Source organism: Flavobacterium chilense (assembly GCF_001602525.1).
GTDB lineage: Bacteria > Bacteroidota > Bacteroidia > Flavobacteriales > Flavobacteriaceae > Flavobacterium > Flavobacterium chilense.
The window spans coordinates 274,916-289,316 of sequence record NZ_LSYT01000002.1 but is presented as its reverse complement, the minus strand read 5'-3'; the positions used below and the strand labels follow the sequence as shown (position 1 = coordinate 289,316).

Genomic DNA, 14,401 nt, shown 5'->3' with positions numbered 1-14,401 from the left:
TTTTACTTTAATGATTAACAGAATTAAGAAAATATGGCTTCATATTTCATCCCTACATTATCAAAACCCAGAGGAGAAAGAAACAGTTCTAAATTGCCTTTTTGAGGATGTACAATGGTAAAAATACCCTGTTCGTAATATTCGTTTTTTTGTTCTGTACGGAAAGTTATTGAAAAAGGATTCCTTTCTAAGGGTGAATAATTATTCAGCTTAGTAAGTTCGATTAATTCTGCATCAAGCTGAATTTCATCAGAAATCTTAATTGTAAAGACTTTGTTTAAGAATGCATTAAAATCATCTAAAGTAAGTAAAGCTATATCCATACATTATATTTTTTATTTTATGAAATTCAATTAGGACTCCACTCCATTAAATGGTATATACCATTAGTTTCGCTAATTTTTATAAAGCCTAATTTTTTATATAAATTCATGGCAGGATTAAAACTTTCTACATGAATAGTTACTTTGAGTTTCTCTTTGGCTGCCTTTTCTAAAATTTCTTTCAAAATTGAACTTCCAATATTTTTATCACGCCAATCCGGTAATAAAGTAATGTCTATAATTCGTATTCCTTTTTTTTCAAAAAAGAAATCAATATACAATCTGCCAATTGTAACATTATCTTTTTCAATTATATAAAATTTTGCACCAATATAATTTTTTTGATAATATTCATGCTGAGCCGAAAATTGATGTTCAATAAAAATATTTTTTTGTTCATCGCTCCAATTAGTTCCTTTTTCTAATTCTTCAGTTCGGGTGCTGCCATATATTTTACATAAAACAGCTAAATCACTATCTTGTATGTCACGAAGACTAATATCTTTTACTTCTAAATCCAACAAAATAATTAATTAAGTTCTTGGTGGAAAAACTCCCTGAAGTGCAATACAAAAATTCATTGTCATATAAGGCATCATATTATTATGAGGCAAATTACCACCAGTTGGTGCAATTGCATTAAGACCCATATTGGTTGTAGGGTTACTGTTCAGATATACCTTTACAGGATTCCCACGACCTAAACTGGTATTTGATGGATTTGTAGATTGAGAATTTAGACTAGTTACCATTAAATTATGATTATGAGCCGGAATTTCTGAATCGATTAAAGTAACTGTTTCAGTACCTGAAGATTCCCCTAAATCGTGTAATGATAATCCCGGGCCCTGACCAGGATGCATAGGTGTTCTGCCTTGTAAATCTGGTAGGGCAAAATTCGATCTACCGTCACCACCATACGTTGTGCCTAACAACGAAAAAAGAGCTGTGTTTTGAGAAAGAGGCAAAAGTTGCCCATTACAAAATGCCCAGCCTTTGGGAGGAAAGTTAAATGGGAAAATGCGTATTTCAGCTACAAATGGATCCATAATGTTTTATTTTTTTCGTATATAAATTAATGAACGATATAGTAGTTATGTTTGAGATGGAAATATTCCAAATAATGAAATAATAAAATCCACGCACAAATAAGGTTGAAAATTAGTATGCGGCTGACTGCCTCCATCAGGAGTTATTACAGCATTATTTAATGCTATTGTAGGTGTTGCTGCCGAATATATTTTATTTCCTGTAGCAGTGTTGCTCAAATAAGCTTCAGAAGGATTTGCAGTACTCGCCAAATCAGTTGTTGCTAATAAAGAATGTGAATGAGAAGGTATTTGATTTATGGTAAGAGTTACATCTTCGACACCTCCAGTTTCGCCTATACTGTAATTAGTACCATCATAACTGGCAGTACCATTATGAATGGGTACACGACCACGTAAATCTGGTAATGAAAAAGTACTTTCTCCGTCACCACCATAAGTAGTTCCAATTAATTGAAATAATGTTTCATACTCTGAAATAGGGAGTAATTGTCCTTCACAAAACATCCATCCGGCAGGAGCAAAATTTCCTGCAAACATTCTAATTTCACCAACGTAAGGTTGCGCCATGGTTTAACTTTTTAACGTTATAAATTAATTTTGAGAAGGAAAAATTCCTTGTAATGCAATGCAAAAATTCAGAACTAAATACGGTTGCATATTTAAATGAGGCTGACTACCGCCAATATTACTAACAGATGCAGGATTCATAGCAACTAAGTTTTGACCCGAACCATTATAAACCTGGTTTGGAGCAGTTTCCGCCAATACAACTCCTGTCGCTGGAATATTAGTACTCACGGCTTCTGTTGTACCTTTAAGAAAGTGTTTATGTGTGGGCAATTCATTAATAGATACAGTATGCGATTTTTCTCCTGCTTTCTCTCCCAATGTATGACCATTTCCAAAATGAATAGGAGCTCTTCCTCGTAAATCCGGCAGTGCAAAATTTACTCTTCCATCGCCGCCAAAAGTAGTTCCTAACAATGAAAATAAAGCCTGGTTTTGATTGATAGGTAATAATTGTCCATTGCACATTGCCCATCCTTTAGGAGCAAAGTTAAAGGACATTATTCGTGTTTCTGATAAAAAAGGTTCTGCCATGATGAGACTATTTTATTATTTTATTCTTTTGAAATTGACCTGTTAAACTAAAACAGAATTAGTAATTAAGCTATGCTTAGAAAGCAATTCTTTTTTATAAACTATAGTATTTCCTTCCTTTATAATAATCAATATTGAAGTATTTTGAGATAGTGTAGTTTTTAAAAATACACTGCCTTTTTTAGTAGTGAAACCATAAGGTTCTAATTGTTGTACAGGAGCAGGAAATAAATAATGAGATAAATTGACATTATTATTATGCATTTTTAATTCATTCATTGCTAATGTTATAGCTTCTATGTCAAATCCGGATAATGATTTTAAAGATTTCCATTCTCCATTTGAATCTTTCCCAAAGCATAACAAAACATCATCTAGTTTTCCTATATTATCTACATGGAGATGCATTGGAAACATTTTCAGGTTATTATCATCAGAACTATAACAAACATTTCCTGAAGGTTTATATCCGTTTTTTTCCCAGCTTACAATTGATTTATTATAACAATCTAACAATGATTGATCTGACAATAGAGAATCTGAAATAGTTGATTTTGAAAATTTGGATAGAATATTCTCTTCTTCATTATGTGAATACAAAAAATCCGGGAAAGAATTTTGTGCTAAGAGAGAACTACAAAAAAGAGTTGTTGCACCAACAAATCCAATGTTTTTGATAAAATTTCTACGGTTTAAATCAGCCATAATCATTGCTTTTAGTGAAGAATTACATCAAAAGTAGTTAAAATATTAACAAGTTTTAAAAAAAGCATAAATTTTTGTTAAATTGTACAATAATGTTTACAATCTTGCGTTTTCTCTTGCTTTTTTTAAGAAAATTTATATAAAAAGCGAACAATATAAAATCTGATATTTTTTAAACGAGATAAAAAGTAGAATTGTAATTTAAGAACCCTAAAAAATATTTTTATATAAAAAGAAAACCCCAAATTACATTTGTAATTTGGGGTTTATAATAAGGATATAAATACTTATTTAGTTTCTTCCTCTTCTTTTTTAGCAGGGGCAGGTTGATCGTCTTTAGCAGCGTTTTTAAATTCCTTAATTCCGCTTCCTAAACCTTTCATTAATTCTGGAATTTTTTTACCACCAAAAAGTAATATTACTATACCTACTATAACAAGGATTTCTGTAAGACCTAATCTTCCCATGATTGTATATTTAATGCCGAAGCAAATTGATTTTTATTTTCACCGCAAAGGTATATAGAATATACGTACAACAAGACTTTTTGGATTAAAATATTTGTTTACGACTACGTTAAATATTTTATAAAATGATTCAAATACTGTTTTTGCTCATTTTTCTCTGATATCAGCAATACTATTAATTACTATATTTGCTCGTAGAAATAAGCAAATGACTAAGAAAAAGAAAAGAAATTTTAGAAAAAAATTATTCATCAAAAACCGATTGGTAATTTTGAATGAAGATACTTTTGAAGAGATTTTTTCATTTAGGCTTACTTTAATGAATGTATTTGTAACGTTTACTTTAGGGGGAATATTTCTGATTTTAGTGACCACTTTTATTATCGCTTTTACTCCTTTACGCGAGTTTATTCCAGGTTACTCTTCTTCGCAATTGAAAAAAAATGCAACAGAGTTAGCTATAAAATCAGATTCTTTAGAAACAGCACTGAAAAAAAACGAAGCTTATATAAAAGGAATTCAGAAAGTTTTAAAGGGCGAATTAGAATATGCCAAATTCAACAAAGATTCTATTATAGCTGAAGCCAATGCACCTTCTGATATTAATATGAAAGCCTCTGAAGAAGAAATGAAACTTAGGGGAGAAGTAGACAAAATAGAAAAAGAATCAGGTGAAAGTAAAGCAAGTAAAAACAAAAGTGACAAGAAATAATACCACTAACAATGTCAATTAAGTCTTTAGCGGCAAAAATATTTGCCCGAAAAATATACAATCAAACACTTGCCTGGGCGAATAAACCTGTTGAAACTCAATTGGAAGTTTTTAAGAATTTGATTCAGAACGCAAAAGAAACTCAATTTGGTAAAGATCATCATTTTGAAAGTATAAAAACATTCGGAGATTTTCAGAAAAATGTTCCTGTTAGGGATTATGAAGATTTAAAATCCTATATAGAAAAAGTTAAGTTAGGAGAAGAGAATATTCTTTGGAAAGGAAAACCGCTTTATTTTGCGAAAACTTCAGGAACAACTTCCGGAGCAAAATATATTCCGTTAACCAAAGAATCAATGCCAACGCATGTTAATGCAGCGCGTAATGCGATCTTTCATTATATTCATGAAACCGGAAATGCCGACTTTGTAAATGGTAAAATGATTTTTTTACAGGGAAGCCCAATCCTGACGGAAAAACACGGAATAAAATTTGGAAGACTTTCTGGTATTGTAGCACATTTTGTTCCTAAATATCTCCAAAAAAACAGAATGCCATCTTGGGAAACTAATTGTATTGAAGATTGGGATACCAAAGTTAATGCTATTGTTGGTGAAACAATCAACGAAAATATGTCTGTGATTTCAGGAATTCCATCCTGGGTACAAATGTATTTTGAGCGTTTACAGGAAAAAAGCGGCGGAAAAAAGATCAGCGAGATATTCAAAAACTTTAATTTATTCATTTACGGAGGTGTGAATTACGAACCGTATCGCGCCAAGTTTGAACAAATGATTGGTAAAAAAGTAGACAGTATTGAGCTTTTTCCGGCTTCTGAAGGTTTTTTTGCATATCAGGATTCCCAAAAAGAAAAAGGAATGCTTTTGTTGTTGAATTCAGGTATTTTTTACGAGTTCATTAAAACCGATGATTTTTTTAACGAAAATCCAAAAAGACTAACCATTGGAGAAGTAGAAACCGGAGTAAATTATGCTTTGATTGTTTCTACCAATGCCGGACTTTGGAGCTATAATATTGGTGATACAGTCCAGTTTACATCTTTATTCCCACATCGTGTCATTGTTTCGGGGCGTATCAAACATTATATTTCAGCTTTTGGAGAACACGTAATAGCCAATGAAGTCGAAAATGCAATGAAAGAAGCAACAACAGAAACTCATATTGTAATAAATGAATTTACTGTTGCTCCACAAATTACGCCAGTAGACGGATTACCTTATCATGAATGGTTTATTGAGTTTGAAAAAGAACCGGACAACATAGATACTTTTGCAGAAGCAATAGACAATTCGATGCGAAAACAGAATATTTATTATGACGACTTAATTACCGGAAATGTGTTAAGAAAAGTGGTTATAACCAAAGTTTCAAAAAATGGGTTTCAGGAATATATGAAATCACAAGGAAAATTAGGCGGACAAAATAAAATTCCAAGACTTTCAAATAACAGAGATATTGCAGATAATTTGAAATAAAGAAATGAGCTTTACTTATGAAGTATAAATATCATTTAAGGCCGGGATATAAATCTCAAAACCTGTTAATCGAGATATTTAATGGTGCTGAAAATGAAGATTTTTTCTCTGATTTTTTTAATACAATAATAGAAATAAATCCAAAATTTGAAAAAGTAAATGAGCTTTGGATGAATGATGAATATCTGTTTGAAATTACCTCAGACATTGGTTCTTTTTCTATTTCGAAAGACATTTGGGATTTAGTATTTATAATGTCAGAAGATCATCAGGAATGTATTAGTAAAATAAATTTATTATTGCTGAAAAATCAAAAATTCCAAAAAATAGAAGTCAACTTTGAGGATTATAAATGAAATTAAGGTTATTTTTTAAGAAGGCAGAGCGTCTTTGTAAAGTTTTCAAATATTAATTCCTAATTTCGTTTTACAAAAAAACATATAATACATCTTCTTTAACAGAAGATTTTAAAATAAAATAGCATGAAAGAAACCAAACATATATCAAGATCGAGAGCGCAGGAATCATCTGCGGCAATCGAAAAAATGTACATTACAATGCGCCATTTATTCAACCGTGGTTTTTATAAACCAATGGGAGTTTCAGGCGATAGTTTACGTGAATCATTATTAGCATTACGTCCGGAAATTTACGGAAATATAGGCGAAGAAAAAGTAGAACTCAACGGACTTTTGTACGTTATAGAGCGTTTACCAATAGGAATCGAGCAATGCCGATTCATTAATTTAACTTCAGATGAAGGATATTCTAAGTCACATTTTCAGGCTATTGTTCCTCCAAAAAGAAGAAGAAACTGTTATAGAATCGATGAGGAACAAATGAATGTTGAAATCACTCGTGGGCGATCAGACATTTATGATATCCTGACACATTTGACTTTTATTTTTATAGAATCACATAAAATTAAAAACCGCGTTTTATTAGACGATGGGGGCGAAGTTTCTCGTGATTGGATGAAATTGGAGCAAGCCGTAATGCAGACTAAAAAATTGCCTTTGATCGAAAAAGAAAAAGCAATTTCGCATGTTGCCAATATCTTAGGACGAACTTTTGAAGAAGTTCTGGATATTTATGAAGCATTTGGATCTGAAGATGCTCCGGATCGTTTTCTACATGTAATTTATTGGTTAGGAAAACTCGCAATCGAAGAAGTTGTAGACAATAACAAACGTACAATAACTTTTAGCCCTGTTTTAAGAGAGCGTTTAGGACATCATATTCATGGTGAAATTTGGGCAACCAACATCAAGGAAGTTTTAAAGACAAATAATCTTTTAAAACGTCCAATTCACGTTATAAGCGCCAATATGCATAGCGTAATGAATTCTATTTTCGCAACACCATTGTTGAAAACAAAATTCAAAGAAAAATCAGATTTCTACATCTATGAAGAGTTAAGTAAATCCGGTGCTAAAGAAATTAGAAGCCAGGTTGAAGAATTAGCTTTAAAAAACGGAATGATTTCATTGCCGGATACATCAGGAACCAACATCGATGTTCAGATTTTTGATACGGCCAAGATTGACTGGGCAAAAACCGGATTTCCAAAGGCAAAAGTTGAAGAAACAGCACCAGTTATTATCGTAATGGACTATGCTTTTGGTGAGCAGGCTTATGAAACTATTGATGAACTATTGAAACCCTATAAAAAAGAAACGTTACTAAATGTAAAATCAGTTTCGATAATGGGAAAAGCAGGAATTCTGGAAGGCGGAAAAGGAGATATCATGATCCCAACGGCACATATAAACGAAGGAACAGCCGATAATTATTTCTTCGAAAATGAATTAACAGGTGCTATGTTTGAAGGAAACGACATCGCTGTTTTTGAAGGAGCAATGGTTACCGTTTTAGGAACATCATTACAAAACAGAGATTTGTTGAAATTTTTCCACGAATCAACCTGGGGAGTAATTGGTCTGGAGATGGAAGGTTCTTATTACCAAAAAGCGATTCAGTCCGCATCAAAAATTAGAAAAAGTGTGCCACACGATATTAAAGTTCGTTATGCTTATTATGCATCAGATAATCCACTGGAAACAGGAAGTACACTGGCTTCAGGCGGATTAGGAACAACCGGAGTAAAACCAACCTATTTGATTACTATTAAAATTTTAGAACAAATTTTCAACGTAAAATAAAAATATTTGGTGGGCTTAAATGGAGTTCAGCATAGAAAGTAAAATTGATTTTTTAGAAAAATCAGTTCTAATGGTCAGGAGATAGAGATTTTTTAATCAATATATTTGACACATATAAAAAAATAATGAAAAGAATACTTATTACAGGAGCTGCAGGATTTTTAGGATCACATTTATGCGATCGTTTTATCAAAGAAGGATATTATGTTATTGGTATGGATAATTTGATAACAGGTGATCTTAAAAACATTGAGCATTTATTCAAATTAGAGCATTTTGAGTTTTATCATCATGATATCACCAAATTTGTTCATGTTCCTGGTGATTTAGATTATATATTACATTTTGCTTCGCCTGCAAGTCCGATAGATTACTTAAAAATTCCAATTCAGACACTAAAAGTTGGATCTTTGGGAACACATAATTTATTAGGATTAGCAAGAGTTAAAAAAGCCAGAATTTTGATTGCTTCGACATCTGAAGTATATGGAGATCCATTAGTTCATCCGCAAACCGAAGAATATTATGGAAACGTAAACACAATTGGTCCGCGTGGTGTTTATGACGAGGCAAAACGTTTTCAGGAATCCATCACAATGGCATATCATACTTTTCATGGTGTAGAAACCAGAATCGTTCGTATTTTTAATACTTACGGACCAAGAATGCGTTTGAATGACGGACGTGTAATTCCGGCATTTATTGGTCAGGCTTTACGCGGAGAAGATTTAACCATTTTTGGAGACGGAATGCAAACCCGTTCTTTCTGTTATGTTGATGATCAGGTAGAAGGTATTTTCAGACTATTACATTCAGATTATGTATATCCGGTAAATATTGGAAATCCTGACGAAATCACCATTAAAGATTTTGCAGAAGAAATCATTAAATTAACAGGAACGAATCAAAAGGTAGTCTATCATCCTTTACCGGTAAATGATCCTTTACAACGCCAGCCAGACACTACAAAAGCAAAAGAACTCTTGGGGTGGGAGGCAAAAGTAAGCCGTTCTGAAGGAATGAAAATTACCTACGATTATTTCAGATCACTTTCTAAAGAAGAATTATCGAAAGAAGAGCATAAAGATTTTTCTAGTTACATCAAATAAAAAAACGGGCAAATATTCAATTAGATATTTGCCCGTTTTCTTTTTATAGAATTGCTAAAACGCATTATTTTCAATTAGTTCCTTCATTTGCGCATCCAGATTAAAATGAGTTTTTGCATGAAGAAAAATATTTTTTTTCATCTTTTGAATTTCATCTTTTCCTAATTCAGAAATCTGATTTAAGGTGGTATTTAGTTGTTTGAAATTTTCTACCAGAACAACCCAGCCCAAATTATTTTCTTCAACGATATTTTCGCCTTCGCCTCCTCCAAAATAAAAAACAGGAAAACCTAAAGCAGTATATTCGAATATTTTTGAAGGCACAGAACCATAGATTCTCGTTTTAAGCGGAACCAATGCAATATCTAAATTCTTCAAGGTTTCATGCAAAACATTGCGTTCTAGCATTCCGTGAAAGATTATCTTTTTAGTCGGATTTTGGTTGAGGTAATTTACAATTTGAGTTTTCTCAGCGCCATCTCCAAAAATATGCAATTCAACATTTAAATCCTCTAAATTCAATTGCTGAATAAGTTCAAAAACTCCTTGTGCAACGCCTAATAATCCGGCATAAAACAATTTAATTGATTCTGTAGAAGTTTCTTTTTCTTCTAGAAAATCTTCAACAAAATGATTCGGATAGTTACGATACAAGAAGCATTTTTTCTCAGGAAAAATTGAATGAATATGTTTTATGATTTCGTTTGATTGTCCAAAAATATGAGTTGCTTTTTTATAAATAAAACGTTCAATAAAAAGTAGGATTTTATGCGAAATACTATTTTTCTTTAATACTTCGAGCTCAATGGCAGCCGTTGGCCAAAGATCCGATACATTAAGAATAATGGTTTTACGTTTCAGCCAAAGCACAAAAACCGAAATAAAAGAAAGCAATAGTGGTGGCGATTGTACAATAACTTTTTTAGGTGTTTTAGCAAACAATAAATAGAAAAATAAAGTGGTCGAGAATGACAATGTCGAAACAATTCGTTTGAAGATATTCGAACTATTGCTGGGATAAATCCAAAGGCGTTTTAGCGTGATATTTTGAACTTTTTCAGTAACCGAAAACTTTCTCTTGTACTCTGGAAATAATTCTCCTTTTGGATAATTTGGAAGTGGAGAAATCACCGAAACCTCATATCCATTTTGATCTAATTTCAAGGCCAGTTGCTCAATTCTATTGGCAGCAGCGCCTTTTTCAGGCGGGTAATAGTTTGAGATAATTAAAATATTGTTCATTATTTTTTATCCAATAAAATTGAAATAACTCTTACTCAAAAGCAACCATAATTTACAACAGTTTGTTCTGCTTGAGAACCACTTTTAACTTCGAGATTTATATTTGGTTTCGGAATATTTAATTCTTCAAAGAAAGTATCACTTAGGTTTTTATCATAATGCTGACCTGTATTAACCAATCGAAATGAAACATCAAAACCTTCATTTTGTTTGCTTTTTATAGCATTAATAATGGGCGCTATTTTTATAAAATTGGGTCTTGCGCCAGCGATTAAAGTGATTTTCAGTTGAGTGGATTCTTTTTAAAAACATTCTCTTGGCAAAAGTAAAGTTTAAATTGGAATCTGAATCGATTGAAATAATTTCTTCAAAGTTTAAAAGAATTTTAAAGTGTATCAAAACTTATCTTGTAAGAATTGGAAGTCATAATTCGTGATTTCCAACTATATTAATATTCAAACAGAAACTTGAAAAAACTTGAGGTAACAATTTTTGACCTTTGAAAATCAAAGAATTATTTTTTATAACCAATTTTTACTCTTTCACTTTCATTTTCTTTTTTCTCAGTTAACTCATCAAGATATGAGAAAACCAATTCTATATTTTTGTCATGATTTTCTAACTTCTTTTGAATCTGAAGTATATCCACTTTAATTTCTGTTGTATCCAAAAGCATTTGCCTCACTTTCGTAAAAATACGCATGATTTGGATATTGGTTTGAATTGCTTTATCGCTTTTTAAGATACTAGATAGCATTAAAATACCATGTTCAGTGAAAGCAAATGGCAATTTTCTACTTCCTCCCCAACTTGAAGTCGCAAATTGCGACCTCAAGTTTTCAAACTCTTTTTTAGTTAGTTGAAACATAAAATCTATAGGAAAACGCGATAAATTCCGTTTCACTTGTTCATTTAATCTTTTAGTTTCAACATCATAAAGAAATGCCAAATCGCTATCCAACATCACTTTTTGACCGAGAATAAAATATATTTTATTTGAAATAGTTTCTTCAGAAAGTAAAGATTGATCTTGCATAAGGTTTTAATTTAAAAAAAAACAATATAAGATTTTATCTATATTAAATATAAGATTTAAACTGTTTTAATTTTCCTCTATTACTTCTTTCTAAAACTGATTTTCGGATAAAACTAAAGTTTAAATTGGGTTCTAAATACAAAGAAATTGCCTTTTCTATTTTTTGAATCTGAATGCTATCTAATTTAAAATCACTAATATATTCAATTTCAAAAGTATCTAATTGAATTTGTTTGATGATAAATTCTTTTACATTTCCGTCATCTTCAATTATGCTTTTGGTCACATAATAAAAGGTCAATCCAGGTGATTTTTTTCCACTTGGGAGAATTGCAATATCATTTGTTCGTCCAATTAGTTTTTTTAATATTGGTTTTTGTGGTGTACTATTTTCATCTAAAATTCCAATATCACCAATTTCATATCGAATAAATGGATTTGCTTTGTTAAATAAAGAAGTAATCACAATTTTTCCTTCCGTTCCATGTGGAACAGTATTATTGTTTTCATCTAAAATTTCGACAAAGAGCGTTTCTGTATTTACCTGCCATTCACCCTGGGGATTTTCAAAAGCAATTAAATCCAGCTCTGATGCACCATACTCGCTGATAATTGGAATTCCAAATTGCTTTTCTAAAAGTTTTTTATCCGATTCAAAAAGCATTTCCGAAGTAACAAAACAAGCTTTTAAGGTTGGGCAAATTTCATTTAAGACAATATTTTTATGTTCTAAATATTTGGCGAATAAAACGATAGAACTTGTATATCCGTTAATGTAATCGAATTTTTTAGTTTTGAATTTTTTTAAAAATTTCTCCAAAACATCATCTGATAAATCAAACACCGGGAATCGAACCCGGCGACTCAAAAAATCTTTAAAACGCTCTTTGTGATATCCAATAAAATCCATTGGAATACCATAAAAACGAGCCTGATACGAATGGTTAAAGTCAATTTCGAACCATCCAAAACGCATGATATTTGAAGCCCAGGTTAAAGCATGGGAATATTTATCTTTAGCAAAAACAAAAGGAGTTCCGCTGGATCCGGATGTTTTGTTGAGGTAAATGTTTTTTCTGGAATAGCCTTTTGAAATCCTTTCTTCAAGAGGTTTTTGTAAATTTTGTTTGTTTAAAACCGGTAAATCTTCCCATTTTAAATTCGTTTTATTTCCAACCAATTCTTTGTAGAAAGAATTATTTTTGAGATGAAAATCAACAATTTCTTCTTTTTTATTTTGAAGAAAAAGAGAGTATTCTTCTTCAGACAAATTCACAATTTTATCCAATTCAGCTTTCGCTTTCTTTATCGGAAAACCATTTAATTGAAGCGAAAGATCAAAAAGAGAAATCATTTAGGGATAAATTTTCACCAAAAATAATATTATCAAATTACTAACACAGAAGAATCAACAACTTTTTAAGATTTAATTATTTTTTACGTACAAAAGCAATTATTTTTGCACCACAACTAAATACAACTACACATGACAATTTTACTATTGGGATCAGGCGGAAGAGAGCATGCTTTTGCTTGGAAAATGATTCAGAGTCCGCTTTGCGAAAAACTTTTTGTTGCACCAGGAAATGCAGGAACAGCTGCAATTGCTGAAAATGTAGCAATAGCTCCAACAGATTTTGAAGTAATAAAAACATTAGTGCTTAAAGAAAATATAAGTTTAGTAGTCGTAGGACCAGAAGATCCTTTGGTAAAAGGTATTTATGATTATTTTAAAAATGACGAGAGTCTACAGCATATTCCGGTTATTGGACCTTCAAAATTAGGAGCCCAATTAGAAGGAAGTAAAGAATTTGCCAAAGAGTTCCTGATGAAGCATAACATCCCAACAGCTGCTTACGACAGTTTTACTGCCGAAACAGTTGAAAAAGGATGTGCATTTCTTGAAACATTACAGCCACCTTATGTTTTAAAAGCAGATGGTTTAGCTGCCGGAAAAGGAGTTTTGATTATTCAGGATCTGGAAGAAGCAAAAACCGAATTGAGAAACATGCTGGTTCATGAAAAATTTGGAGCTGCGAGTTCAAAAGTAGTTATCGAAGAGTTCCTTGACGGAATCGAATTAAGCTGTTTTGTTTTAACTGATGGTAAAAGCTATAAAATCCTGCCAACAGCAAAAGATTACAAACGTATTGGTGAAGGCGATACAGGATTAAATACAGGCGGAATGGGAGCAGTTTCTCCAGTTCCTTACGTAGATGCTGTTTTGATGGAAAAAATCGAAACACGTATCGTAAAACCAACAATAGAAGGTTTCCAGAAAGACGGAATTGAATATAAAGGATTTGTATTTATTGGTTTGATCAATGTAAAAAATGAACCAATTGTTATCGAATACAATGTGAGAATGGGAGATCCGGAAACTGAAGTTGTGGTTCCAAGACTAAAATCTGATTTGGTTGAATTATTTCTTTCAGTTGCCAATCAAAAATTAGAGGATTTTACTTTAGAGGTTGATCCAAGAAGTGCTACTACAATTATGGTAGTTTCTGGCGGGTATCCCGAAGATTTCGAAAAAGGAAAAAATATTACAGGTTTAGAAAATATTACAGATTCTATTGTTTTTCATGCAGGAACAAAATTAGATGGCGATAATGTCGTTAGTAATGGAGGACGTGTATTAACTGTAACTTCTTATGGAGACGATTTTCAACAGGCCATAAAAAAATCTTACCAAAACATAGATAAACTAAATTTTGATAAGATGTATTTTAGAAAAGATATTGGCTTCGACTTACTTTAAAAAAGAGTGAGCTGTAGTATCTTGATTTTCAGTTCCGGCGTCATCAAAAATGCGTAATTGTTTAATCCAATAAACGATTGCGCATGCGCAGATGATCATAAAAATCCAGTTAATAGTATTCGCACCAAACCAGGTAACTAATTCCAAACGACGTAAAAAATCAAGTGGAGCAAATAAAATGTTAACGAATAAGTATTGTATTCCTTCAAAAAAAGCTGTCATAATTTATAAAATT

At 31.7% G+C, this 14,401-nt stretch carries 17 protein-coding genes and 1 pseudogene; 6 read left to right on the top strand and 12 right to left on the bottom strand.

Features of this window, described 5'->3' with window-relative positions; translation table 11 throughout:
• Positions 1 to 23 precede the first annotated feature (23 nt).
• The 7 genes from A4F88_RS06395 to A4F88_RS06365 all read right to left on the bottom strand — a co-directional run bounded on the left by A4F88_RS06395 (position 24) and on the right by A4F88_RS06365 (position 3,648).
• Complete coding sequence (locus tag A4F88_RS06395) at positions 24 to 323, bottom strand: DUF6916 family protein (RefSeq protein ID WP_068841730.1); 300 nt, start codon at positions 321 to 323, stop codon at positions 24 to 26.
• 26 nt (positions 324 to 349) lie between these two features.
• Positions 350 to 844, bottom strand: coding sequence for a GNAT family N-acetyltransferase (locus A4F88_RS06390; protein WP_082815712.1), 495 nt, complete (start codon positions 842 to 844; stop codon positions 350 to 352).
• Positions 845 to 856: 12 nt separating this feature from the next.
• The gene (locus A4F88_RS06385; RefSeq protein WP_209442819.1) at positions 857 to 1,372 is read right to left on the bottom strand and encodes a phage tail protein; all 516 of its coding nucleotides are present in this window, start codon (positions 1,370 to 1,372) and stop codon (positions 857 to 859) included.
• Positions 1,373 to 1,417: 45 nt separating this feature from the next.
• Positions 1,418 to 1,942 (bottom strand): phage tail protein, encoded by a 525-nt coding sequence (locus tag A4F88_RS06380; protein ID WP_068841724.1) that lies wholly within the window; start codon positions 1,940 to 1,942, stop codon positions 1,418 to 1,420.
• A 24-nt stretch (positions 1,943 to 1,966) separates the two neighbouring features.
• Complete coding sequence (locus tag A4F88_RS06375) at positions 1,967 to 2,476, bottom strand: phage tail protein (protein WP_068841722.1); 510 nt, start codon at positions 2,474 to 2,476, stop codon at positions 1,967 to 1,969.
• Between the two features lie 42 nt (positions 2,477 to 2,518).
• On the bottom strand, positions 2,519 to 3,181 hold the full coding sequence (locus A4F88_RS06370) for a hypothetical protein (protein WP_068841720.1): 663 nt from the start codon (positions 3,179 to 3,181) through the stop codon (positions 2,519 to 2,521).
• 287 nt (positions 3,182 to 3,468) lie between these two features.
• Positions 3,469 to 3,648, bottom strand: coding sequence for a Sec-independent protein translocase subunit TatA/TatB (locus tag A4F88_RS06365; protein ID WP_068841718.1), 180 nt, complete (start codon positions 3,646 to 3,648; stop codon positions 3,469 to 3,471).
• Between the two features lie 208 nt (positions 3,649 to 3,856).
• Between A4F88_RS06365 and A4F88_RS06360 the strand changes: the two genes are divergently transcribed.
• The 5 genes from A4F88_RS06360 to A4F88_RS06340 all read left to right on the top strand — a co-directional run bounded on the left by A4F88_RS06360 (position 3,857) and on the right by A4F88_RS06340 (position 9,127).
• Complete coding sequence (locus A4F88_RS06360; RefSeq protein WP_068841716.1) at positions 3,857 to 4,360, top strand: peptidase; 504 nt, start codon at positions 3,857 to 3,859, stop codon at positions 4,358 to 4,360.
• Positions 4,361 to 4,371: 11 nt separating this feature from the next.
• Positions 4,372 to 5,856 (top strand): GH3 auxin-responsive promoter family protein, encoded by a 1,485-nt coding sequence (locus A4F88_RS06355; RefSeq protein ID WP_068841715.1) that lies wholly within the window; start codon positions 4,372 to 4,374, stop codon positions 5,854 to 5,856.
• A 17-nt stretch (positions 5,857 to 5,873) separates the two neighbouring features.
• Positions 5,874 to 6,212: a hypothetical protein gene (locus tag A4F88_RS06350; protein WP_068841714.1), complete on the top strand. Its 339-nt coding sequence runs from the start codon at positions 5,874 to 5,876 to the stop codon at positions 6,210 to 6,212.
• Between the two features lie 126 nt (positions 6,213 to 6,338).
• Complete coding sequence (locus A4F88_RS06345) at positions 6,339 to 8,018, top strand: DUF6909 family protein (protein ID WP_068841713.1); 1,680 nt, start codon at positions 6,339 to 6,341, stop codon at positions 8,016 to 8,018.
• Between the two features lie 125 nt (positions 8,019 to 8,143).
• On the top strand, positions 8,144 to 9,127 hold the full coding sequence (locus A4F88_RS06340) for a UDP-glucuronic acid decarboxylase family protein (protein ID WP_068841712.1): 984 nt from the start codon (positions 8,144 to 8,146) through the stop codon (positions 9,125 to 9,127).
• A gap of 54 nt (positions 9,128 to 9,181) precedes the next feature.
• On the opposite strand, the gene A4F88_RS06335 is transcribed toward A4F88_RS06340, so the two are convergent.
• From A4F88_RS06335 to A4F88_RS06325, 4 genes and pseudogenes are all read right to left on the bottom strand, one after another.
• Positions 9,182 to 10,369: a glycosyltransferase family 4 protein gene (locus A4F88_RS06335; protein ID WP_068841711.1), complete on the bottom strand. Its 1,188-nt coding sequence runs from the start codon at positions 10,367 to 10,369 to the stop codon at positions 9,182 to 9,184.
• Between the two features lie 59 nt (positions 10,370 to 10,428).
• Positions 10,429 to 10,656, bottom strand: a pseudogene (locus A4F88_RS25135) (UDP-N-acetylglucosamine 2-epimerase); the annotation flags it as partial.
• Between the two features lie 227 nt (positions 10,657 to 10,883).
• Positions 10,884 to 11,405, bottom strand: coding sequence for an ORF6N domain-containing protein (locus A4F88_RS06330; protein WP_068841710.1), 522 nt, complete (start codon positions 11,403 to 11,405; stop codon positions 10,884 to 10,886).
• A 43-nt stretch (positions 11,406 to 11,448) separates the two neighbouring features.
• Complete coding sequence (locus A4F88_RS06325) at positions 11,449 to 12,759, bottom strand: phenylacetate--CoA ligase family protein (RefSeq protein ID WP_068841709.1); 1,311 nt, start codon at positions 12,757 to 12,759, stop codon at positions 11,449 to 11,451.
• Between the two features lie 132 nt (positions 12,760 to 12,891).
• Between A4F88_RS06325 and purD the strand changes: the two genes are divergently transcribed.
• Positions 12,892 to 14,166: a phosphoribosylamine--glycine ligase gene (gene purD / locus A4F88_RS06320; protein WP_068841708.1), complete on the top strand. Its 1,275-nt coding sequence runs from the start codon at positions 12,892 to 12,894 to the stop codon at positions 14,164 to 14,166.
• On the opposite strand, the gene A4F88_RS25725 is transcribed toward purD, so the two are convergent.
• Complete coding sequence (locus tag A4F88_RS25725) at positions 14,158 to 14,388, bottom strand: DUF6341 family protein (RefSeq protein ID WP_042564884.1); 231 nt, start codon at positions 14,386 to 14,388, stop codon at positions 14,158 to 14,160. The two genes, purD and A4F88_RS25725, sit on opposite strands and share 9 nt — an antisense overlap.
• Positions 14,389 to 14,401: the final 13 nt, after the last annotated feature.